Origin of the sequence: Cobetia sp. D5 (genome assembly GCF_035666195.1) — a bacterium.
GTDB classification, from domain to species: Bacteria; Pseudomonadota; Gammaproteobacteria; order Pseudomonadales; family Halomonadaceae; genus Cobetia; species Cobetia amphilecti.
The window spans coordinates 1241358-1262639 of the sequence record NZ_CP142020.1; the positions used below are offsets into that span (position 1 = coordinate 1241358).

Genomic DNA, 21282 nt, shown 5'->3' on the forward strand with positions numbered 1-21282 from the left:
TACTGAAACGCCACTCGCCACGCCGTCAGGAGTTTGCCCATGCCGTCACCCTATGACGATGAACTGCACCTGCTGTGCCTGTTTCCGCATGATGCCGCCCTCAAGGGTTTGAAGATTCGCCACGATGCCAGTCCCGATATGGTGGCCGCCGCCGAGCGTCTGCATGCCAAGGGATTGACCACGCTGCCGGATGGCGGCTATCTGACGTCGGTGGGCCGTGAGGCCGCCGAGCACGCCCATCGTCTCAATGACCTGCTCCACGTCCCGATGGCCATGACGGGCACCTGAGTTAGCCCACTGGTTTGAATCACTGATCGCGAGAAGGAAAAACGCCCCGTGGCTTTCGGTCACGGGGCGTTTTCGTCTGCGGTCTCAGGGGCGGAGAGACACCTGTGCGCTCAGGCCTTGTGCTTGCGATAGGTCGCGCGGGTGATCTCGACGATCTCCACGCTGACTTCGCGGGCCGCCTCGCAGTGAGGCTTGAGGGCCTCCATCAGGATATCCGCCAGGCGCGACTTGTCGTCATCGCTGCGGCCTTCCAGCTGGTGGCAGTGCAGATTGACGAAGCCGTGCTTGTGCGCCAGCGGTGCCTGATTGCCTGCCAGACGCCAGTGGCGCCAGCTTTCCGCGCGCACCTTGATGTCGGTTTCCTTGAACAGGCCACTTTGCATGGCAGCGGCATGCAGGTCATCCATGATCGCGTCCATGTCGAGGCTGGGGGCCAGACTGTCGGCATAATCAATGACGAGATGAGGCATGTGATGGGCTCCTTGAGCATGGCCACGCCTCTCGGGGCGTGTGCCGATGATGAAATTGGCCAGCGATAGTAGCAAATTTTGTGCAGCACGCCGCCTGTTGTTGCCTCACGCTGCCAGGGCGCCATTCACGCACTGGCGATGATGCCCGTCAGGTTGAGCGAAGATGGCTCTCCCTCGTCACCCGCAGGGGGAGGCGACGAAGGGCCAGTGGCGGCGTCGACTCCCGGATGTGTCTTGGGCAGAGGGGGATTGGACAGAGGTGTCTTGGAGCGTCGGCCGGGCACTTCACGTACCAGGCGCGGCATCAGGAAGCCGGGCAGATGCTCAAGCAGCGCTTCCATCAGGTTGCAGGCCTCTTCATCGCTGACCGCGAAGTGGGCGGCGCCCTGCACGGGGTCGAAGGCATGCAGATAATAGGGCAGTACGCCGCACTCGAAGAGTCGCTCGGCGAGGGCCGTCTGCACTTCCACGCTGTCATTGACGCCGCGCAGGATGACGCCCTGATTGAGCAGGGTGACACCGGCGCTCTTGAGGCGAGTCATCGCGGCAGCGACGGCGTCGTCCAGCTCGTTGGCATGGTTGGTGTGAATGACCAGCACCTTCTGCAGGCGCGTGGCACCCAGCCAGCCGAGCAGCTCGTCATTGACGCGGTCCGGAATCACCACCGGCAGGCGCGTGTGGATGCGCAGGCGCTTGAGGTGCGGAATCTCACCCAGCGACTCCACCAGCCACGCCAGGCGCTTGTCGGGCGAGACCAGCGGGTCGCCGCCGGACAGGATCACCTCATGGATGCGCTCGTCGGCGCGCAGGTAGTCGAGGATATCCTGCCACTGCGCGCGGCTGGGCTGATGGTCGTCATAGGGGAAGTGACGGCGGAAACAGTAGCGGCAGTTGATCGCGCAGCCGCCGCTGGCCATCAGCAGCACCCGGTTGGTGTACTTGTGGATCAGCCCCGGCAGCGGCGTATGTTCGGCCTCTTCCAGCGGATCGGTGACGTAGCCGTCGAGCACATCGGTCTCGGCGTCCAGCGGCAGCACCTGGCGCAATAGCGGGTCGTCGGGATCATTGGCGCGGATGCGGCTGGCATAGGCCTCGGGCACGCGGATCGCGAACAGTTCATGGCCGTCACGGGCGCCCGGCAGCCACTCGTGCTCCAGCCCCAGGCGCTCCAGCAGAGCCTGTGGAGAGCGGATCACGTCGCGTAGCTGTGCACGCCAGTCATTCGGGGCCGACGGGGCTTCAGCGGCAGATGAGAAGGCCTCTGAGGCACGACTTTCGTGGCTGGTGTGCGGGATGGTATGCAAGGATGCAGGGGTTCGGGTTATCATGCGCATCACTTCTAGTCATGATTGCAGCCAATTGACTGCAATCTGGAATTCATGGCGGGCAAGACCCGTTAACGAGTCGAGAGCGAGCAAGATGGCCAACTATTCTACCAACGAATTCAAGTCCGGTCTGAAAGTGATGCTGGACAATGATCCCTGTGCCATCGTCGATAACGAACTGGTCAAGCCGGGCAAGGGCCAGGCCTTCAACCGCGTCAAGCTGCGCAACCTGAAGACCGGTCGTGTATGGGAGCGTACTTTCAAGTCCGGCGAGAGCATCGAAGCCGCCGATGTCATGGAAGTCGACATGGAATACCTCTACACCGACGGTGAGATGTGGCACTTCATGCGTACCGATGGCTCCTTCGAGCAGTACGCTGTCGATGGCAAGGCGCTGGGCGACACGGTCAAGTGGCTGAAAGAGCAGGTCGTCTACACCATCACGCTGTGGAACGACAACGCGATCGCCGTCACCGCGCCGAACTTCATCGAGCTGGAAGTCGTCGAGACGGACCCGGGCCTCAAGGGCGACACCGCCAACGGTGGCTCCAAGCCGGCGACCCTGTCTTCCGGTGCCGTGGTGCGTGTGCCGCTGTTCATCAACCAGGGCGAAGTCCTCAAGGTTGATACCCGCAGCGCCGAGTACGTGTCTCGCGCCTGAGCCCTTTCGCTCACGTCGTGAACACCCTGATGCCTCGCCTCGTGCGGGGCATCATCGTTTGTGCTGGTCAGTCGTGCAGGGTGATCGTGTCGATCAGCCCTTCCGGTTGGCCAATGCCTCCCGCTGATCCCTTCCTCGAGCCTGTCCATGTCTGATGCCGATTCTTCCGCCGCTTCACCTCTTTCAGCCGCTGCCGCGCCAGGCGCTGCCCTGGCAGAGGACTGGGCGCCCACTGTCACGCGCGAGCGGCTCGTTCAGCGCGCGCGTCTGATCAGTGAGGTGCGCACCTTCTTCGCCGAGCGTGAGGTGCTGGAGGTGGAAACGCCGGTGCTGGGGCAGGCCGGGTCGACGGATGTCGGTCTCGCGTCATTGTCACTGACCGCGCAGTTGCCGGGCGAGCGTGAGCGCGTGCCGATGTGGCTGCAGACGTCGCCGGAATTTCACATGAAGCGATTGCTGGCGGCCGGCAGCGGGCCGATCTTTCAGATCGCGCGTGCCTTCCGCGATGGCGAGGTCAGCCGCCGCCACAATCCCGAGTTCTGCATGCTGGAGTGGTATCGCCCCGGCATGAGCCTTGAGGCGCTGATGACGGAGACCTGCGAGCTGATCCGGCGCGTGATGGCGCTCGGGGCACAGTTGACCGGACAGCCGTCGCTGCTCAGTGAGTCTCAAGACGCCCAGGTAAGGCCTGCCATCACGCCTTACCGTGCGCTGTTTCGCCGTGTGCTGGCGCTGGACCCCTTCACGGCCTCGCTCGAGGAGCTGCGAGCCGCCTGTGCGCGAGAATGTGAGGTCGCGGCTGACGACTGGTCGCATGAGACATGCCTGGATGCGCTGATGAGCCTGGTGATCGAGCCGACCCTTGGCTCAGGGTCACAGGGAGCAGAAGCACAGGGACGAGCCACCGTGGAGCTGGTCACCGAGTATCCGGCCGCGCAGGCTGCCTTGGCGCGCAAGCATCAGGACAGTGAGGGCGATTGGGTGGCGTCGCGCTTCGAGGCCTACGTGGCGGGCATCGAACTGGCCAACGGGTATGACGAGCTGACCGATGCCAGTGAGCAGGCGGCGCGCTTTGCCGAAGACAATGCCGCGCGAGTCGCCCAGGGCCTGCCTGAGGTAGCGGCGGACCAGCGCCTGGTGGCGGCCTTGCAGGCGGGAATGCCCGCGGGGAGCGGGGTGGCGCTGGGGCTGGATCGTCTGATCATGCTGGCGCTGGGAGAGCGCGATATCTCGGCGGTGATCGCTTTCCCGGCATCACGTGCTTGAGAGCCGACATGAGAGGCAGCTTTCGATGTGATTTGCGTGAATCCCAGCGTTTATTGCCAACACGCTTGCCGAGCGTTCGTCGACTAGACTGGAGAGGTCAGCGTGGAGGGTTGGCGCTTGCCGGCGAAGCCCGCAGGCAAGGTGATGGCAGGACCAGGGCAATGGTCGCAGCGGGTCTTCTTTTATCGGGCATGGTGAAAGAAGGCGACAGATGATGGCTCGAACCCTCGGAGCCTTCGGGGCATCATCCGGCAGTTGCGTCGTGAGAGCGTGACGCCCGTCATGGAGGACTCTGATCTGTTTGGGCACTGAAGGTAGTGATCACCCCGATGGCAGCGTTCATCGCGGGGCAAGGCAAGAAGGCGGGGAGCGCGGTCAGGCTCCTGTCGTTAAAAAGGGAAGCCAGGGGCTTCCCTTTTTTTATGCCCGGGTGTCATGTGCGGGCTTTATGCGCGAGTGTCGTGCTCGCGCTGCGCCAGGCCTGGCCTTATTTCTCGTCTGTGGCCGGCGTGTCCTGCGCCGTCACTGCCGCATGCTCTTCTGACTCGGTCGGGGCCGGCGCTGTCGCAGACGGACGCATGCCGAGTGACTGACCCATGCTGACCTTCTGGCCCGGTGTCAGGGCATCATCGAACTCGACGCTGTCCGGGAAGCACATCACCACGGTGGAGCCGAGCTGGAAGCGGCCCATCTCGGCGCCATGCGCCAGCTCGATGAGTTGATCGAAACGGGTCGTCTCGACATCACCGGAAAGCGGCGTGACCTGACCGCTCCAGACGGTCTTGATCGCCGCGACGATCATCGCGCCCACCAGCACCATGGCCATCGGGCCGTGTTCGGTCTCGAAGATGCACACCAGGCGCTCGTTGCGGGCGAAGAGGCCCGGCACGTGCTTGGCGGTGGCTTCGTTGACCGAGAACAGGCGCCCCGGAACGTAGGCCATCTCGACCAGACGACCGGCCACCGGCATATGGACGCGATGGTAGTCCTTCGGTGACAGATAGACGGTGGCGAATCGGCCGTTGCGGAAGGGCGCGGCGCGCTCTTCACTGCCACCCAGCAGCTGGGTCAGCGAGAACGCCTGACCCTTGGCCTGTACGAGAGTGCCGTGTTCGATGTTGCCGAACTGGGACAGTACGCCATCGGCCGGTGACACCAGGCCTTCACCGATGGGGCGGGCATCCGCCTTCAGGGCGCGGGTGAAGAAGTCATTGAAGCAGGCGTAGGCACGCGGGTTCTCCTCGAGCGCCTCGTTCATGTTGACGCCGTAGGCCTTGATGAAGCGCTCGATGAAGGTGTTCTTGACCCACGGATTGGTGCAGGCGGCGACACGGCCGATGAGGCGTGAGATCAGGTGCTGGGGCAGTGGGTACTGGCTCAGGGAAAACAGCTTGGCGCGATCCACGATGGCGATCCTTGCAGGCACTTTCAGGAATGAAAAGCCCGCTCCTCGAGAGGGCGGGCGTTGGCCGGCAACAGCGGCGGCCAGCAGTTGGGCTGCACCTTAGCCCATCGTCAATAACGGCTCAAGCCTGCGAATTGCCGCAGCCGTGGGCCTGGTGACAGTTGCCAGACAGGCCATGCGTGTCATCCCGGCATGGCCTGCCTTGGCGTGCTGGCGCTCGATACGCCCGTCTCAGGCTGCCGTCTGGAGCCTTCAGCCTGTTATCAGGAGCCTTCAGCCCATTATCAGTCATCAGCGTTCGATGGGCGTGTCATCACGGTTGCCCCATTCCTTCCAGGAGCCGGGATAGGCGCGCACATCGCTGAAGCCCAGCGCCTGACCCACCAGCCAGGTCAGGCCGGAGCGGTGATGGCTCTGGCAGTGCGTCACGATGTGCTGTTCGGGGCTGAGGCCGCGAGCGCCCAGTTCCGTCACCAGCTCCGCATAGTCGCGGATGCGCAGGTTGCGCTCACGGTCCATGGCCTCGGTCCACTCGAAATGCACGGCGCCGGGGATATGGCCGAGGCGGGCGTTCTGGCCCTTCTCGCCGCGATACTCTTCCGCGGAGCGTGCATCCCAGACCACGACGCTTTCCTGCGGGTCCTCGGCCGCCAGCCGATCGAGAATGTCTTCCCGCGTCGCCATCACGCTGGTGTCCATGTAGGCGGCGTGATACTCGCTGGGGCTCCAGTCGCTGGCGGTGTCGCTCAGCGGCAGGCCATCGCCTTGCCATGCGTGCAGTCCACCATTGAGGTAGCTGTAGCGGGTATGTCCGAGCAGTGCCAGGGTCCACAGCAGGCGTCCGGCCCAGCCGCCGCCTTCATCGTCATAGGCCACCACATGGCTGTCGCGGGTGATGCCAAGGGCTGACATCACGTCAGACAGTGCCTCGGGGCTCGGCACGCCGGGAATGTCGTCGTCATTGCTGCCGACCAGCTGCTTGAAGTCGAGCAGGCGAGCGCCGGGCACATGACGCGCATGGCTCTCGGCTTTCAGTGGCACGTCGACGATCACGATATCAGGATGGTCGAGCATCTCCGCGAGCTGCTGCGGTTCGACGATCAAGGGCAGCAGGTCGGCTTCCGAGGGGGAAGGGTGTGAAGAATCGTGAGACATGGCGTAATCCTTGCTTCTACGAAGAGAGTGATCCTTCCGGCATCATGGCACGTCGGCTGGCACTGTGGTCAAGTCACTACGATCAAGACATGCAATCAAGTGACTGCGGCGAGGCGAAGTGTCACCGCGCCAGATTCCTTGCCATCTTGTCCCCTGAAACGACAGGTTTTCAGTATAATGCCGCGCGTCACATTCCGGGGTGAACGTGTGAATGCCCAGTGCGCACGCATAACGGTACAGACGTGAACGACGCGTGTGCCAGCAGGGCATAGTGCGCGCCATGACCTGACCTTCTGGACAGCCTTCTGGACAGCCTTCTGGACAGGCTTCTGGACAGGCTTCTGATCAGCTGGCGAGGCCAGCCAGCAGCCAGCAGCCAGCAGCCAGTAGATCCAGTAGGTCTTGTAGCCAGTAGGTCTTGTAGAAAGAAGCGCTTGTTTCAGTGCAGCGGGCCTGGGGCGAATGCCACATTCTGGCCCTCGGGAACACCCTCTTCGCGGCCCCAGGCAATACACTGTCTGTCGCCAGTGGCGCTGCTGCACTCTTCGAGTGCGGTGCGGGCGCTCAACGTGTGTCATTTCGGTGCAGCGTGTCGGCGACCCGTCGACGCTGAGCTGCTACTCAATCGCTTCATCCTGAACGGGAGTCATCATCTTGCTCGAGCGCCTATTCTCACTGCGTGCCGAAGGCACCACGACGCGCACGGAAGTGCTGGCGGGCATCGCCACCTTCATGGCGTCGATGTACATCATCGTGGTCAATCCCGGCATCCTGTCAGCCGCCGGCGTGCCATTCAGTGCCGCCCTCACGGCGACCGTGCTGGTCAGCTTCTTCGGCAGCCTGATGATGGGCCTGTACGCGCGCAACCCGATCCTGGTCGCGCCGGGCATGGGCATCAATGCCCTGTTCGCCTACACCATGGTGCTGGGCGGCGGCATGAGCTGGGAGGTCGCGCTGGGCTGCGTGTTCTGGGCCGGCGTCATCTTCGCGGTACTGGCCATGTTCAACGTGCGCCGCCTGGTGATCGATGCGATTCCCGCCCAGCTCCGCTACGCCATCGCCTGTGGTATCGGCCTGTTCATCACCTTGATCGGTCTGGTGAACGCCAAGCTGATCGTCTCCAACCCGGTCACCGTGGTCAGTGTCGCGCCGATGACGCCCTCGCTGGTGGTCTTCCTGCTGGGGCTGGCGCTGACCGCCATCCTGGTCGCGAAGCGCATTCACGGCGCTCTGATCATCGGCATCATCGTCACGACCCTGATGGCGACCACCATCGGGCGTCTGTGGGGGGATGGCAGCGCCTACTTCCCGCCGGAGATCGCCCAGCCGACGCTGGTCAACTTCACCGGTATCTTCGCTGCGCCTGATTTCAGCGGCCTGCTGGCGCTGGACCTGCTCGGTTCGCTCAAGGTGGCCTATGCGCCGTTCATCTTCGTCATCCTGTTCACGGTGTTCTTCGATGCGCTCTCGACCTTCATGGCGGTGGCCGAGGCGGGCAATCTGAAGGACGAGAATGGTGACCCGCGCAATATCCGTCGCTCGATGATGGTCGATGCCTTCTCGGCGCTGGTGTCCGCGCCACTGGGTACCAGCCCGGCGAATGCCTACATCGAATCGGCGGCCGGTATCAGTCAGGGCGGGCGCACCGGGCTGGTCGCGGTGGTGGTGGCGCTCTGCTTCCTGCCGTTCCTGTTCCTGGCGCCGTTGCTGTCGTTGGTGCCGTCCATCGCGACTGCCCCGGCGCTGATTCTGGTCGGCGTGTTCATGATGGAGCCGATCGGCAAGATCCACTGGCACCAGTTCGATGATGCGATTCCGGCCTTCATCGCCATGGTGATGATTCCGCTGACCTACTCCATCACCCACGGTATCGTGTTCGGCTTCCTGAGCTTCGTGGTCATCAAGCTCGGCGTCGGCAAGGCGCGCGAGATTCGCCCGACCATGTGGGTGCTGTTCGCGCTGTCACTGCTGCTGTTGCTGGAAGGCTAGGCTTCGAAAGCGGCAGTGGTGTGTCTCGAGGCTGTGATGTGTCTCGAGTGCCTCGAGCATGAAAAAGCCCCGCCAGGCAGTGACTGCCTGGCGGGGCTTTTTGTTGACGGCTTTTTTGATAGCGCTTGATCAGCTTTCGGTCAGCGAGAGCAGAATCTTCTTGTAGCTCTCGAAGCGCACGCGGCCGATCTCGCCGTTGTCCACGGCCTGAAGCAGGGCGCAGCCCGGCTCCTTCTCGTGCTTGCAGTCGCGGAAGCGGCAATAGCCGAGATAGTCGTGGAACTCGCGGAAGCCGTCGGTGACCTGCTCGGGAGTCAGGTGCACCAGGCCGAATTCGCGGATGCCGGGCGAGTCGATCAGGTCACCGCCATCCGGCATGTGATAGAGCCAGGCGGTGGTGGTGGTGTGCATGCCCTGGCGTGATTCGGCCGACAGCGGGCCGACACGAACCTCTTCCCTGGGCAGCAGCATGCCGATCAGGGACGACTTGCCGACGCCACTCTGGCCGACGAAGACCGAGGTGCGGTCGCTGAGCTGGGCCTTGAGGGCATCGAGCCCCGACTCGCCACGCGTGGTACAGGCGACGACTTCGTAGCCGAGCGCTTCATAGCGCGCCAGCAGGTCGCGCAGCTCACCGCCGCTTTCCGGCAGCAGGTCGACCTTGTTGAGCACCAGCACCGGCGTGATGCCGGTGGCTTCCGCGGCGATCAGATAGCGGTCGATCAGGTTGGGCTGCGGGGCGGGTTCGGCGGCGAACACGATCAGGATCTGGTCGATGTTGGCCGCCACCGGCTTGAGCACGCCGCGCATGTCGGGGCGTTCAAGCTCGGTGGTGCGTGCGCCACGCGCGACGACGACGCCGCTGGCATCGCTGGCTTCGCGCCAGATGACCCGGTCACCGGTGACCAGCGTCTCGAGGTTGGCGCGCAGGTGGCAGCGGTGCAGGCTGCCGGATTCGCTTTCGACTTCCAGGCTGCGCCCGTAGTGGGCGATGACACGGCCATGCTGCTCCGGGCCATATTCGCCGGCGTCGAGCTTGTCACGGTCCTGCGTCTCGCGCTTTTCGGCGCGCTTGGTACGCTCGGCCTGCACCTTCTCGATTCGCCATTGCTGCTGGCGGCTTAGCTTGCGTTTACTCATGCTTGGCTGGTGACTCCGGTCGCCGTTCGTTCGCCAGGGATGGGAGAGTCTTCCCCCCTTTGCGGCGCGATTGTACCCTTTGCGCCCTCGGGTGTCGTGCGACGCCCCGGGATGGCGTGTGATACTGCTGTCATCGACTGGCGTCCCGCGCCATTCCATCATCTGCTCAGCAAGGAGTGACCCATGGCAAATCCCACCGCGCAGGCCGACCGCCTCATCTGGATCGACCTGGAAATGACCGGTCTCGACCCGGCGCGTGAGCGCATCATCGAGGTGGCCACACTGGTCACCGACGGCGACCTCAACCTGATCGCCGAAGGCCCGGTGCTGGCCGTGCATCAGCCGGACAGCCTGCTGGAGGCGATGGATGAGTGGAACACGCGCACCCATGGTGAATCCGGGCTGGTGAAGCGCGTCAAGGAAAGTCAGATAGATACCGCTGAAGCCGAACGCCAGACCCTCGAGTTCCTGGCCCGGCACGTGGCGGCAGGCGCCTCGCCGATGTGTGGCAACAGCGTGCATCAGGACCGTCGCTTCCTGCAGCACGAGATGCCGTTGCTGGAAGAATTCTTCCACTACCGCAACATCGATGTCTCGACCCTCAAGGAACTGGCCAAACGCTGGAACCCGGCCGCGCTCGACGGCTTCAAGAAGCGTGCGACCCACCAGGCGATGGACGATATCCGTGAGTCACTGGCGGAGCTTGCGCATTACCGCAAGACCTTCCTCAAGCTGACCCAGCAGGGCATCGTCTAAGCATCGTTCCTCAACCCAAAGCGATAGCCCTGGAGGCAACGGCTCTCAAAGCGCGGTGGCCAGGCGGGCGCCGCGCTTGATGGCCTGCTCCTTCAGCGCCCAGCGCACATGCTCGCGCAGTGGCTCGCTGGGGTAGGCCAGACGGGCGCGCAGCACATGCTCGACCTGCTCCGACCAGGGCGCGTTGCCCAGCCCGATGGCGATGTTGGAGAGCCACTTCTCGTAGCCGATGCGTCGAATCGGGCTGCCTTCCGTCTTGCTGAGGAATTCCTGCTCCCCCCAGCAGAACAGGCGGATCAGCTCGATGCGATCCAGATCATGACGCGGCGAGAAGTCAGTCTCCTGGGTCGCCTTGGCGAAGCGTGTGAAGGGGCAGAACAGCTGACAGTCATCGCAGCCGTAGATGCGGTTGCCCATCGGGCGACGGAATTCCTCGGGGATGGCGCCATCGAGCTCGATGGTCAGGTAGGAGATGCAGCGCCGCGCATCGACGACCTTGTCTTCGACGATGGCATCCGTCGGGCAGGCGACCTTGCAGGCGTTGCAGCTGCCGCAGTGTTCCTTTTCAAAGGGGGCGTCCACCGGCAGGGGCAGGTCGGTGTAGAGTTCGCCCAGGAAGAACAGGCAGCCGGCCTGCTGATTCATCAGCATGGCGTTCTTGCCGAACCAGCCGATGCCGGCCTTCTGTGCCAGGGCGCGCTCCATCACCGGGGCGGAGTCGACGAAGGCGCGATAGCCGAACTTGCCGACTTCCTTCTCGATCTGCTTGGCCAGATTGGCCAGTCGCTTGCGCATCAGCTTGTGGTAATCACGCCCCAGCGCGTAGCGTGACACATAGGCGCGTTCGGGTTGGCTGAGCACCTGGGTGGTCTCGACCTCAGGCGGCAGGTAATCGAGGCGCACGCTGATGACGCGCAGTGTCCCGGGCACCAGCTCCTCAGGACGAGTGCGCTTGGTGCCGTGCTTGGCCATGAAGTTCATCTCGCCGTGATGGCCGTTGGCCAGCCAGCGCTCCAGATAGGCCTCGTGGGCCGAGAGGTCGACATCGGTGATGCCGACCTGCTGAAAACCCAGCTCGCGCCCCCATGTCTTGATGCGCGTCGCCAGTTCCGCCATGGCCTGTTCATCGGCGGCGGGGCTCCCGGTGTCGGCAGGTGAAGCGGCGGCGGTGGATGAGTGCGGAGCAGACATGGGGGTTCCAGCGAGATCGAGGACAGAGGCGCGCCACCTTAGCGCAACTTGCCGGTCAGCCCAAGCGTGCTGCCTGACGGCGTGAGCACGGCAGGTAAGGCGCAGTAGAAAGGAAAGCGGCACACCACGCCATGCCTCACGATAGGCAACGCGCATCCAGGCAGGCAACGAGCGTCTAGACAGGCAACGAACATCCAGTCAGGCAATGGATATCCAGACAAGGAGTGTAGGCATGACAGCGCACGAATCGACCTCTGACCAGACCTGCCCCCCGGCATCTTCGGCAACCATGACGCTGTGGCGTTCGGTCAACTGTCTGTGGCCGTTGGCGGCGCTGCGTGATCTGGAGCATTGGATGCTCGCGGAGGAGACCGTCGCCGCTGACAGTGGCCGGAGCGAGGCGCCGGTGGAGAAGCGCCTGATGGGGCGCGCCGCGCAATCGGCGTTCGATCTGCTGCGTCAGCGTTGGCCGGAGACGCGCAGGCTGTGCGTGCTGTGTGGCGGCGGTAACAATGGCGGCGATGGCTATCTGCTGGCGCGTCTGGCATTGCTGGCGGGCTTCGAGGTGCGGGTCATCGCCTTGACGCCGGAGGATGCCTTGACCGGTGATGCGCAGCTGGCCGCGATCGCGGCGCGCGAGGCTGGCGTCGAGACGCTGGCATGGCCGAAGGTCGATGAGGAGGCGGCGGATGCGCTGCTCAAGGGCTGGCCCTTGCTGGTGGATGCGCTGACCGGCATCGGCCTGCGCGATGCGCCGCGCGGCAGCGTGGTCGAAGCCATCGAGCGCATCAATCACGCTCATCAGCAGGGCGTGCATGTCATGGCGCTGGATGTGCCCTCAGGCTTGAACGCCGCGACAGGCGCGGTCGCGGGTGTCGCCGTGGAAGCGGATGTGACGCTGACGTTTCTGGTCGACAAGCCGGGCCTGCACACCGGACGCGCCGAGCTGCACGCCGGGCACGTCAGTCTGGCGCGTCTGGGTGCGGCGCGCGTGTTGCCGGAGGTGGTCGCGCAGTCGCGAACCGCGGCCTTGTTAGCAGAGGACGCCGTGCAGCGGCTGACACCGCGCTGGCTGGAGTCCGAGCTGGTGCCGCGCTCGCCGCTGGCCCACAAGGGCGATACCGGTAGCGCGCTGGTCTTCGGCGGCGGGCCGGGGCTGGGGGGCTCGGTGTTGCTGGCCAGTGAGGCAGCGGCGCGGGCCGGTGCCGGCAAGGTCGCGCTGCTGACGGCGCCCGCGCATATCAGCGCCAGCCTGACGCGCTGCCCCGAGGTCATGGCGCGCGGCCTCAAGAGTGGCCCGGAGGGCAGCAGTCATGATGGCTTCGCCGTGCTGGAATCACAGCTGGCTCAGGCCAGCGTGACGCTGGTCGGCCCGGGCATGGGTACCGAGAGTCTCGAGAGCATGCTGTGGGGCTGGGGCGGCATGTCGCGGGTGCTGGCGGCTGGTCAGCCGCTGGTCGTGGATGCCGATGGCCTGAGCCTGCTGGCCTGGCGCGCGAGCGAAGGCGACATCATCCGTCGCGATGACTGGGTGCTGACGCCGCATCCCGGCGAGGCCGCGCGTTTGCTCGATTGCAGTGTGGCGGACGTCGAACACGACCGGATCGCAGCCGCAAGGGCACTCCAGCAGCGTTTCGGCGGCAGCGTGGTGCTCAAGGGCGCGGGCAGTCTGGTGGCGAGTCCTGCGGGGGTACTTGAGGGGCCGGCGGTGGCGCTCTGTCCCTATGGCAATCCGGGCATGGCCAGTGGCGGCATGGGCGATGTGCTGGGTGGCATCATCGCGGGTCTGGCGGCGCAGGCGCTCAACGGCGGCTTCGATGCACGCCAGCCGCGTTCCTCCCAGGATGAGGCGGCGCAGGCCCGGCGAGTCACGCGCGCCATGGCGCAGGCGGCAAGGCTTGGGGTGCTGGTGCATGCCCTGGCGGCCGACCGGGCGGTACAGGAGCGTGGTGAACGTGGCCTGCTCGCGGGTGATCTGGCATCCTATATGCATTTATTGCTCAATCCACGGGCCCGAGATGCGCATACTTCTGTCTGATGAAAACGCCCAGGTTGCCTTCGGCACTCAATTGGGAAATATCCTTGCCGGCCGCGGGCTGGTGTTCCTGGAGGGCGAGTTGGGGGCGGGCAAGACGACCCTGACCCGCGGCGTGCTGCGCGCCTATGGTCACCAGGGCGCGGTCAAGAGCCCGACCTACACCCTGGTGGAGCCCTACGTGCTGCCACGGGCCGAGGGTGGCGAGTGGCACATCAATCACTTCGACCTCTACCGTCTCGCCGACCCTGAAGAGCTCGAGTTCATCGGGGGGCGCGATCTGCTCGCCGCCGACAGCCTGGCGCTGATCGAGTGGCCGAGCTGTGGTCAGGGCTTTCTGCCCACGCCGGATCTGCGCATCACGCTGTTCGTCGTCGACGAAGGACGCGAGGCCGAATTGACTGCCCTGACACCGCGAGGTGAGGGTTGGTTGGCAACACTGGCCGAGCGCCGAACCTCTCAGGCATGATGACGCCGTTCCGCTTGCGATGTCTGGCGGCGCAGTGTCCGATCATTCGTTATCTTCATTCATGTTCTTTCTGTCTGGGTCATCCTGTCTGATGCCTGAAATAGCGTCCAAAATCCCCCGTATGCGTCTGGCGCGCAGCTTCCGTCGCTGGCTGGCGGGTGGCGTCGTCTGCTCGCTTGCCAGTCTGGTGCTGGCGCCGCAGGCGCTGGCCGCCAAGGTCGAGAACCTGCGCCTGTGGACCGCACCGGACCACACGCGGCTGGTGTTCGATCTCGATAGTGCCGCCAAGGCCAAGGTCTTCGGCCTCGACAATCCGCGCCGTCTGGTGATCGACCTTGCCGGCAGCGAAGTGGCCAGTGCCGCGGTCGAGCGCAAGTTCGCCGCGCTGAATCTCGAAGGCAGCGCCATCAAGTCGATCCGCAGCGGACGTCAGGGGGATGCCCTGCGTGTGGTGCTCGACCTGACGCGCCCGGTCAATCCCAAGGACTTCACGCTGGCGCCGAATGCCAAGTACGGCAATCGCCTGGTGGTGGATCTCGAGTTCCCCGGCGAATCGGCGGTCGAGAATCCCATCGACCCCATCGAGGCCCGTATCCGCGAGCAGGAACAGGCTGCGGCCAAGCGCAAGCTGAAGGGCGAGCCGGCGGAACCTGTGGTCAATACCCAGGCGGCGGCACATCCCAAGCGTGACATCATCATCGCGATCGACCCTGGCCACGGCGGGGAAGACCCGGGGGCCAGCGGCCCCAGTGGGACTCGAGAGAAGGATGTGGTGCTCAAGATCGGCAAGCGCCTCAAGCGCATGTTCGATGCCCAGCCCGGCTTCAAGGCCATCCTGACCCGCAACAGCGATTACTACATCCCGCTGCGCAAGCGGACCGAGATCGCGCGTGAGCAGAAGGCGGACTTCTTCGTCTCGATTCACGCCGATGCCTTCAACAGCCCGCGCCCGCACGGCAGCTCGGTCTTTGCGCTCTCAAGCCGCGGGGCGACGTCCGAGACCGCACGCTGGCTGGCCGCAACCGAAAACCGTGCTGACCTGATCGGGGGCGTGGATGGCAATCTCAGCCTGAATGACAAGGATGAGATGCTGCGTGGCGTGTTGCTCGACCTGACCATGACCGCGACGCTCAACGATTCGCTGGCGGCGGGTAGCGGCGTGCTGGCCAACCTCGGGCGCATGAATTCCCTGCACAAGCGTCAGGTGGAGCAGGCGGGCTTCGTGGTGCTCAAGTCGCCGGATATCCCCTCGCTGCTGGTGGAGACGGGCTTCATCTCCAATCCTCAGGAAGAGCGCAATCTCAACAGCGGCCCCTATCAGGAGAAGCTGGCGCGCTCGATCTTCTCGGGAATCCAGAGCCACTTCGAGCGCAATCCGCCGCCCGCGAGTCTGCTGGCATGGCAGCGCAGCCAGGCACGCGGTGGCAATGGCGGCGAATATCGCGTCAAGAGTGGCGATACGCTGTCGGAAGTGGCCCAGCGCCACAACGTGAGCATGGCGGCCCTCAAGCAGGCCAACAACATGATTGGCGATACGGTGCGCGTGGGCCAGCTGCTAAAGATTCCGCGCAGCTGAACCTGACGTCATGAAGTCGCCCTGACCGCGCCTTGCGTTGGCGGGGCGCAGACACTGTCCGCTGATGCAGTTCCGGCATGCGTTGCTTGCCGTGGCTGGGTCGGCGGACAGTATCGTTTTCAGAGAAGCGGCGTTTTTTCGCTCGTGTATCCAGGAGTTTATCGATGTCTGACGAGCTGACCGACATGCAGCCCGCTCGCCCTGGCGAGCGACGGATCCGTATCCTCAATCCGCGCCTCGCCAACCAGATCGCGGCGGGTGAGGTCGTGGAGCGGCCGGCTTCCGTGGTCAAGGAGCTGGTCGAGAACGCCATCGATGCCGGCAGCACCCGCATCGAGCTGGAGCTGGAAGGTGGCGGTGCGCGGCTGATTCGCGTGCGCGACAACGGCTGCGGCATCACCGAGGAAGACCTGCCGCTGGCGCTGTCACGGCATGCGACCAGCAAGATCGAGAGCCTGGATGATCTCGAGGGCGTGGCGAGCCTCGGTTTCCGGGGCGAGGCACTGGCCTCGATCAGTTCGGTCTCGCGGCTGGAGCTGTTCTCGAATGTCTCGGATGAACCGGCCAATGGCTGGCGGGTGGTGGCGGAAGGGCGCGAGATGGCGCCGCGCGTCTCCCCGGCGCCGCATCCGCGTGGCACCAGCGTCGCGGTGCGTGATCTGTTCTTCAATACGCCGGCGCGCCGCAAGTTCATGCGCACCGAGAAGACCGAGTTCGGCCATGTCGAGGAAAGCTTCCGGCGGCTGGCATTGTCACGCCACGATATCGGCTGGACGCTGCGTCACAACCAGAAGGTGGTGCATCAGCTGCGTGCCGGTGAAGACACCCTGACGGTGGAGCGGCGCATCGGTGCGCTACTCGGACGCAACTTCCTCGAGCATGCGCTGCATCTGGATATCGAGGCCTCCGGCCTGCGTCTATCCGGCTGGGTGGGCTTGCCGACGCATTCGCGTGCCCAGGCCGATCAGCAGTACTTCTTCGTCAATGGCCGCGTGGTGCGCGACCGCCTGGTCGCGCATGCCGTGCGTCAGGCCTATCGCGATGTGCTGTTCCATGGGCGGCATCCGGTGTTCGTGCTCTATCTGGAGCTCGACCCGACGGTGGTGGATGTCAACGTTCACCCGACCAAGCACGAAGTGCGGTTCCGGGACGGGCGACTGGTGCATGACTTCCTGTTCTCGAGCCTGCACAAGGCGCTGGCCGAGGTGCGCCCCGGTGACAGCAGCGCCGCGCCTACCGGCATCGAGGGGCAGGAGAAGGAGGAGGACCCCGGTTGGCAGCAGCAGGGCATGCGCCTTGGCCGTCAGGAGCAGGACGCCCAGCAAAGTGCCGCCTCCGAACAGCAATCGACATCGGCCGGTCCGCAGGCTGGGGGCGACTCGTCGGACTCGTCGAGCGCGCCTGCAGGCCGCCCTGCGGCCCCCTGGCAGCCTTCCTCGCAGTTGCCGCCTGCCGGTGATGGCCGCTCCAGCGAACGCCTGAGTGCCGAGCGTGTGCGTCAGTTCATGGCCGGCTATCGGGCACTGCACCCCAGCGAAGATCATCTGCTGACGCCGGGTGGCGGCGCAGGCGGCGCGGGCGTGGTCAACGACCCGGCGGCGATCGCCAGTGCCGAACGTGAGGCGCGGCGTGCACCACGTGTCACGCTGGGCGAAGGTGGCCGCGAGGGTGACGGGCCAGGGCAGGGCGCAGGACGGGGGAGTGCACAGGCCGGTGTCGGGGAAGCTGCGCCCGGCTGGCGGGTCGACACGCCTCAGGTGGGTGGGCCGTCCGGTGGCGCGCCTTCCAGTGACGCAGGGCCTGGCATGTCGGCGCCGTCTGTCTCTAGTGGCTCGGGCCCAGGCAGTTCGGTTCCGGGCAGTTCGGTCTCAGGCAGCTCGGCAGTGGTGATGCGTGGTTTGCCGGCGCAGAGTGACGACGATGACACCCCGCCGCTGGGCTACGCCGTGGCGCAGCTTCATGGCGTCTACATCCTGTCGCAGACCTCGCGCGGGCTGGTGATGGTCGACATGCATGCCGCTCACGAGCGCATCACCTATGAGCGCATGAAGCAGCATGTTCACGGCGGCGGCCATCTGGAGGCCCAGCCGCTGCTGGTGCCGGTGTCGCTGGCGGTCAGTGCGCGCGAGATGGGCACTTTCGAGCGCGAGTCCGAGGCGTTCACGCGTCTGGGCGTCGAGCTGGACGCTGCCGGGCCGGAAACGCTGCTGGTGCGTCAGGTGCCGGTCGTGCTCGGCAATGCCGATGTGGAGCCTCTGGTGCGCGGCATGCTGGAAGACCTTGAGCGCTATGGGCGCAGTGACCGCATGGAGGCGCACATGAATGAACTGCTCGCCGACATGGCGTGTCGCGGCAGCGTGCGCGCCAACCGCCGTCTGACGATTCCGGAAATGAATGCCCTGCTGCGTGACATGGAGCGCACCGAGCGCTCCGGGCAATGCAATCATGGCCGGCCGACCTGGACCGAGCTTTCGATGCATGAGCTCGACAAGCTGTTCCTGCGCGGCCAGTAGATGACGCCCCGTGTCGTCGCGGTTCACCCCTGATTCACCTCCCAGCCCAGACAATAGGCCATGACCCAGATTCAACCCCCTGAAGATTCCCGACACCACGCGCCTGAGGTGGCTGACAAGCCGCCTGTCGTGTTGTTGATGGGGCCGACGGCCTCCGGCAAGACCGACCTCGCCATTCGCTGGCACGAGGAGCAGGGCGCGGAGCTGGTCAGTGTCGATTCGGCGCTGATCTATCGCGGCATGGATATCGGCACGGCCAAGCCGAGCGCGGCAGAGCTGGCCCGAGCGCCACACCGCCTGATCGACTTTCTCGACCCGCTGGAGAGCTATTCCGCCGCCGAGTTTCGTCGCGATGCGCTGGCGCATATCGCCGAGATCCAGTCCCGCGGCAAGATGCCGCTGCTGGTCGGCGGCACCATGATGTATTTCAAGCGTCTATTGGAAGGCGTGGCGGAGCTGCCGGCAGCGGATGCCGAGCTGCGCGCGGAGCTCGAGGCGCGTATCCAGTCCGAGGGGCTGCCGGCGCTGCATGCGCAGCTGGCGCGGCTTGATCCGGCCACGGCACAGCGCATTCGGGCCACTGACCCCCAGCGGCTGACACGCGCGCTGGAGGTCTGTCTGATCAGCGGGCGCCCGATGAGCGAGCTGCTCGCGGAGCAGCCAGAGGCTGAACTTCCGTTCCGGCCGATAGCGATCGCACTGGCGCCCCACGATAGAGCCGTGTTACATGAACGTATCGAGACGCGTTTTGATCAGATGTTGGAACAGGGCTTCATTGCCGAGGTCGAAGCGCTGAAGGCACGTCCGGAGCTGCATGCGGGCCTGCCCTCGATACGTTGTGTCGGCTACCGTCAGGTGTGGGATTTTCTCGATGGCCATCTGAGCCGGGATGAGATGCGCGAACGCGGCATCATCGCGACGCGTCAACTCGCCAAGCGACAGTTGACCTGGTTGCGGAGCTGGCAGGGGATTCACCCGGTGGATTCCATGGGTGTAGATCCTTACAGTGAAACCTTGAAAATCGTGCGCCAGACCTGCACTTAGCGTAACATGAGCGGTCACGACCCGCGCCCGTGAAGCCCCCTCAAGAGGGCAACCCGGAGCGCTGGCGAACATAACCATACTTACCTCGAACGAGACATTTTTACGGAGAGTCACATGTCCAAAGGTCAATCACTCCAGGACCCGTACCTGAACATCCTGCGCAAGGAACGTATCCCGGTCTCGATCTTCCTGGTCAACGGCATCAAGCTGCAGGGCCAGATCGAATCCTTCGATCAGTTCGTGATCCTGCTGCGCAATACTGTCTCCCAGATGGTTTACAAGCACGCTATCTCGACCGTGGTGCCGTCGCGCAATGTGCGCCTGCCGGCCCAGGATCCGAGCGTGCCGTCCACAGAAAGCTGAAGTTAGAGGCGCTGATTGTTCTTCGAACGACCCGAAGCCGGTGAAACGGCCGTCCTGGTGCATGTCAATTTCCGGGACGAAAAAGAACGCGAGGATGCCGGTGAGCTCCTCGAACTCGTACGTTCGGCAGGCGCCGTGCCGGCGACCCTCATCGAGGGTAGCCGGCCCCGTCCCGACTCCCGTACGTTCATCGGAGAAGGCAAGCTTGAGGAAGTGCAAGAGGCCCTGGCCGTGCACGAAGCCGAGCTGGTCATTTTCAACCATTCATTGAGTCCTTCCCAGCAGCGTAACCTCGAAGCCACGCTCAAGTGTCGCGTCATCGACCGTACCGGTCTGATTCTCGACATCTTTGCCCAGCGTGCGCGGACCCATGAGGGCAAGCTGCAGGTGGAACTCGCACAGCTCGAGTACATGTCCACCCGCCTGGTGCGGGGTTGGACCCACCTTGAGCGTCAGAAAGGCGGTATCGGTCTGCGAGGCCCGGGGGAAACCCAGCTCGAGACTGACCGTCGCCTGTTGCGCGCCCGTATCAAGTCGATCCACAAGCGACTCGAGAAGGTGCACAAGCAGCGCGATCAGAACCGCCGTGCCCGTGCGCGTGCCGAGATCCCGAGTCTGTCGCTGGTCGGCTATACCAACGCCGGCAAGTCGACGCTGTTCAACGCGCTGACCACCTCCGAGGTGTACGCCGCCGATCAGCTGTTCGCGACGCTGGACCCGACGCTGCGTCGTCTGGAGCTCGAGGATGTCGGTCCGGCAGTCCTGGCCGATACCGTCGGCTTCATTCGTCATCTGCCGCACAAGCTGGTGGAAGCCTTCCAGGCGACCCTGCAGGAAGCGGCGGAAGCGGATCTGCTGGTACATGTCATCGACGCCGCAGATCCGGAGAATGACCGCAATACCGAGCAGGTCAATCACGTCCTGAGCGAGATCGATGCCGGTGATGTGCCGCGTCTGTTGGTCATGAACAAGATCGACCGACTCGACATGGCGCCGCGCATCGAGCGTGATGGCTTCGGTCGTCCGCTGGCGGTGTGGCTGTCGGCACGCGACGGCAAGGGGCTGGATCTGCTGATGCAGGCCTTCGCCGAGCTGCTGTCCGACAACGTCATCTCCATGCAGCTGACGCTGGGGCCTGCCAAGTCCCGTCTGCGGGCAGGCCTGCATGAGCTGGACGCGGTCAAGGACGAGCAATATGACGAGCAGGGCAATGCGCTGCTGGACATTCGTCTCGAGAAACGCGACTTTCTGCAGTTGTTGTCGCATCTTGGTGAATCGCCTGAAGATTATCTCGGCGGTGAACATGACGACCGTGAAGCCTGGCAGCGTGAGCTGTCCGCCGAACGCGCGGAAAAGCATCGCGTGTCGGTCACGCACAAGTCCTGATACCGTCTGGTAACGAGACTTGCGCCGGTGCGCTGCGCAGCAGCTCGATGAGAAGTGGCGCACGAGGCAGTAGCGCACTGTTGTCACATTGCAGTGGCAAGCACTATCCGGCATCCATCGCCGCGTACGACTGACGATGGATGCCCTCGCGCAGGGTATGCCCTGCGCGTCAGAGCAGCGGGCATTCAGCAGGATTGGCTGGATGCCGTCCGACGGACGATGGCCGTCGGGCAGGGCCATGGCCTTCTCC

General features: G+C 64.5%; 18 protein-coding genes. 12 read left to right on the plus strand and 6 right to left on the minus strand.

The window, feature by feature from the left end; all coding sequences use genetic code 11:
• Positions 1-39 precede the first annotated feature (39 nt).
• The gene (locus U0O11_RS05250) at positions 40-288 is read left to right on the plus strand and encodes a TIGR02647 family protein (RefSeq protein WP_043335179.1); all 249 of its coding nucleotides are present in this window, start codon (positions 40-42) and stop codon (positions 286-288) included.
• 110 nt (positions 289-398) lie between these two features.
• On the opposite strand, the gene U0O11_RS05255 is transcribed toward U0O11_RS05250, so the two are convergent.
• Together U0O11_RS05255 and epmB are read right to left on the minus strand one after the other, a co-directional pair.
• Entirely contained in the window at positions 399-758 is a 360-nt protein-coding gene (locus tag U0O11_RS05255; protein WP_043335180.1) for a 5-carboxymethyl-2-hydroxymuconate Delta-isomerase, read from the minus strand.
• Between the two features lie 125 nt (positions 759-883).
• Positions 884-2086 (minus strand): EF-P beta-lysylation protein EpmB, encoded by a 1203-nt coding sequence (gene epmB, locus U0O11_RS05260; protein ID WP_324691992.1) that lies wholly within the window; start codon positions 2084-2086, stop codon positions 884-886.
• A gap of 91 nt (positions 2087-2177) precedes the next feature.
• Here epmB and efp point away from each other — a divergent pair, with 91 nt between their 5' ends.
• Positions 2178-2744, plus strand: a complete 567-nt coding sequence (gene efp, locus U0O11_RS05265) for an elongation factor P (RefSeq protein WP_043335182.1) — start codon at positions 2178-2180, stop codon at positions 2742-2744.
• Positions 2745-2954: 210 nt separating this feature from the next.
• Positions 2955-4010: an EF-P lysine aminoacylase EpmA gene (gene epmA / locus U0O11_RS05270; RefSeq protein WP_324692493.1), complete on the plus strand. Its 1056-nt coding sequence runs from the start codon at positions 2955-2957 to the stop codon at positions 4008-4010.
• Positions 4011-4497: 487 nt separating this feature from the next.
• Here the strand turns inward: epmA and asd are convergent, their stop codons facing one another.
• Positions 4498-5415: an archaetidylserine decarboxylase gene (gene asd / locus U0O11_RS05275; protein ID WP_324691993.1), complete on the minus strand. Its 918-nt coding sequence runs from the start codon at positions 5413-5415 to the stop codon at positions 4498-4500.
• Between the two features lie 291 nt (positions 5416-5706).
• A complete protein-coding gene (locus U0O11_RS05280) occupies positions 5707-6570 on the minus strand; it encodes a sulfurtransferase (protein ID WP_324691994.1) in 864 nt (287 codons plus the stop codon).
• Positions 6571-7224: 654 nt separating this feature from the next.
• Between U0O11_RS05280 and U0O11_RS05285 the strand changes: the two genes are divergently transcribed.
• Positions 7225-8559 carry an NCS2 family permease gene (locus U0O11_RS05285; RefSeq protein ID WP_082388884.1) on the plus strand — a complete coding sequence of 445 codons (1335 nt, stop codon included), beginning with the start codon at positions 7225-7227 and terminating at the stop codon, positions 8557-8559.
• Positions 8560-8688: 129 nt separating this feature from the next.
• Here U0O11_RS05285 and rsgA read toward each other — a convergent pair whose 3' ends face one another.
• Positions 8689-9699: a small ribosomal subunit biogenesis GTPase RsgA gene (gene rsgA, locus U0O11_RS05290; protein WP_043335189.1), complete on the minus strand. Its 1011-nt coding sequence runs from the start codon at positions 9697-9699 to the stop codon at positions 8689-8691.
• 183 nt (positions 9700-9882) lie between these two features.
• Here rsgA and orn point away from each other — a divergent pair, with 183 nt between their 5' ends.
• On the plus strand, positions 9883-10455 hold the full coding sequence (gene orn / locus U0O11_RS05295) for an oligoribonuclease (protein WP_107335235.1): 573 nt from the start codon (positions 9883-9885) through the stop codon (positions 10453-10455).
• A 45-nt stretch (positions 10456-10500) separates the two neighbouring features.
• On the opposite strand, the gene queG is transcribed toward orn, so the two are convergent.
• Positions 10501-11571 (minus strand): tRNA epoxyqueuosine(34) reductase QueG, encoded by a 1071-nt coding sequence (queG, locus tag U0O11_RS05300; protein ID WP_225996436.1) that lies wholly within the window; start codon positions 11569-11571, stop codon positions 10501-10503.
• 307 nt (positions 11572-11878) lie between these two features.
• On the opposite strand from queG, the gene U0O11_RS05305 reads away from it, so the two are divergent.
• The 7 genes from U0O11_RS05305 to hflX all read left to right on the plus strand — a co-directional run bounded on the left by U0O11_RS05305 (position 11879) and on the right by hflX (position 21032).
• A complete protein-coding gene (locus tag U0O11_RS05305; RefSeq protein ID WP_324691995.1) occupies positions 11879-13684 on the plus strand; it encodes an NAD(P)H-hydrate dehydratase in 1806 nt (601 codons plus the stop codon).
• The gene (gene tsaE, locus U0O11_RS05310; RefSeq protein ID WP_324691996.1) at positions 13665-14150 is read left to right on the plus strand and encodes a tRNA (adenosine(37)-N6)-threonylcarbamoyltransferase complex ATPase subunit type 1 TsaE; all 486 of its coding nucleotides are present in this window, start codon (positions 13665-13667) and stop codon (positions 14148-14150) included. Before U0O11_RS05305 ends, tsaE begins: the two co-directional genes overlap by 20 nt.
• Positions 14151-14271: 121 nt before the next feature.
• A complete protein-coding gene (locus U0O11_RS05315) occupies positions 14272-15726 on the plus strand; it encodes an N-acetylmuramoyl-L-alanine amidase (RefSeq protein ID WP_324691997.1) in 1455 nt (484 codons plus the stop codon).
• 164 nt (positions 15727-15890) lie between these two features.
• A complete protein-coding gene (gene mutL / locus U0O11_RS05320; RefSeq protein ID WP_324691998.1) occupies positions 15891-18239 on the plus strand; it encodes a DNA mismatch repair endonuclease MutL in 2349 nt (782 codons plus the stop codon).
• Positions 18240-18299: 60 nt separating this feature from the next.
• On the plus strand, positions 18300-19283 hold the full coding sequence (gene miaA / locus U0O11_RS05325) for a tRNA (adenosine(37)-N6)-dimethylallyltransferase MiaA (RefSeq protein WP_082388890.1): 984 nt from the start codon (positions 18300-18302) through the stop codon (positions 19281-19283).
• 114 nt (positions 19284-19397) lie between these two features.
• On the plus strand, positions 19398-19646 hold the full coding sequence (gene hfq / locus U0O11_RS05330) for an RNA chaperone Hfq (RefSeq protein ID WP_043335203.1): 249 nt from the start codon (positions 19398-19400) through the stop codon (positions 19644-19646).
• A 15-nt stretch (positions 19647-19661) separates the two neighbouring features.
• Complete coding sequence (gene hflX / locus U0O11_RS05335; protein ID WP_052384759.1) at positions 19662-21032, plus strand: ribosome rescue GTPase HflX; 1371 nt, start codon at positions 19662-19664, stop codon at positions 21030-21032.
• The last annotated feature ends 250 nt before the right edge of the window (positions 21033-21282 follow it).

What these genes read in the sequence shown, in the direction of transcription:
- tsaE (WP_324691996.1), top strand. Translation starts at nt 13,665, where the DNA reads ATGCGCATACTTCTGTCTGATGAAAACGCCCAGGTTGCCTTCGGCACT.
- U0O11_RS05255 (WP_043335180.1), bottom strand. Translation starts at nt 758, where the DNA reads ATGCCTCATCTCGTCATTGATTATGCCGACAGTCTGGCCCCCAGCCTC.
- U0O11_RS05280 (WP_324691994.1), bottom strand. Translation starts at nt 6,570, where the DNA reads ATGTCTCACGATTCTTCACACCCTTCCCCCTCGGAAGCCGACCTGCTG.
- queG (WP_225996436.1), bottom strand. Translation starts at nt 11,571, where the DNA reads ATGGCGGAACTGGCGACGCGCATCAAGACATGGGGGCGCGAGCTGGGT.
- orn (WP_107335235.1), top strand. Translation starts at nt 9,883, where the DNA reads ATGGCAAATCCCACCGCGCAGGCCGACCGCCTCATCTGGATCGACCTG.
- epmB (WP_324691992.1), bottom strand. Translation starts at nt 2,086, where the DNA reads ATGATAACCCGAACCCCTGCATCCTTGCATACCATCCCGCACACCAGC.
- hfq (WP_043335203.1), top strand. Translation starts at nt 19,398, where the DNA reads ATGTCCAAAGGTCAATCACTCCAGGACCCGTACCTGAACATCCTGCGC.
- U0O11_RS05315 (WP_324691997.1), top strand. Translation starts at nt 14,272, where the DNA reads ATGCGTCTGGCGCGCAGCTTCCGTCGCTGGCTGGCGGGTGGCGTCGTC.
- U0O11_RS05305 (WP_324691995.1), top strand. Translation starts at nt 11,879, where the DNA reads ATGACAGCGCACGAATCGACCTCTGACCAGACCTGCCCCCCGGCATCT.
- miaA (WP_082388890.1), top strand. Translation starts at nt 18,300, where the DNA reads ATGACCCAGATTCAACCCCCTGAAGATTCCCGACACCACGCGCCTGAG.
- mutL (WP_324691998.1), top strand. Translation starts at nt 15,891, where the DNA reads ATGTCTGACGAGCTGACCGACATGCAGCCCGCTCGCCCTGGCGAGCGA.
- U0O11_RS05250 (WP_043335179.1), top strand. Translation starts at nt 40, where the DNA reads ATGCCGTCACCCTATGACGATGAACTGCACCTGCTGTGCCTGTTTCCG.
- rsgA (WP_043335189.1), bottom strand. Translation starts at nt 9,699, where the DNA reads ATGAGTAAACGCAAGCTAAGCCGCCAGCAGCAATGGCGAATCGAGAAG.
- efp (WP_043335182.1), top strand. Translation starts at nt 2,178, where the DNA reads ATGGCCAACTATTCTACCAACGAATTCAAGTCCGGTCTGAAAGTGATG.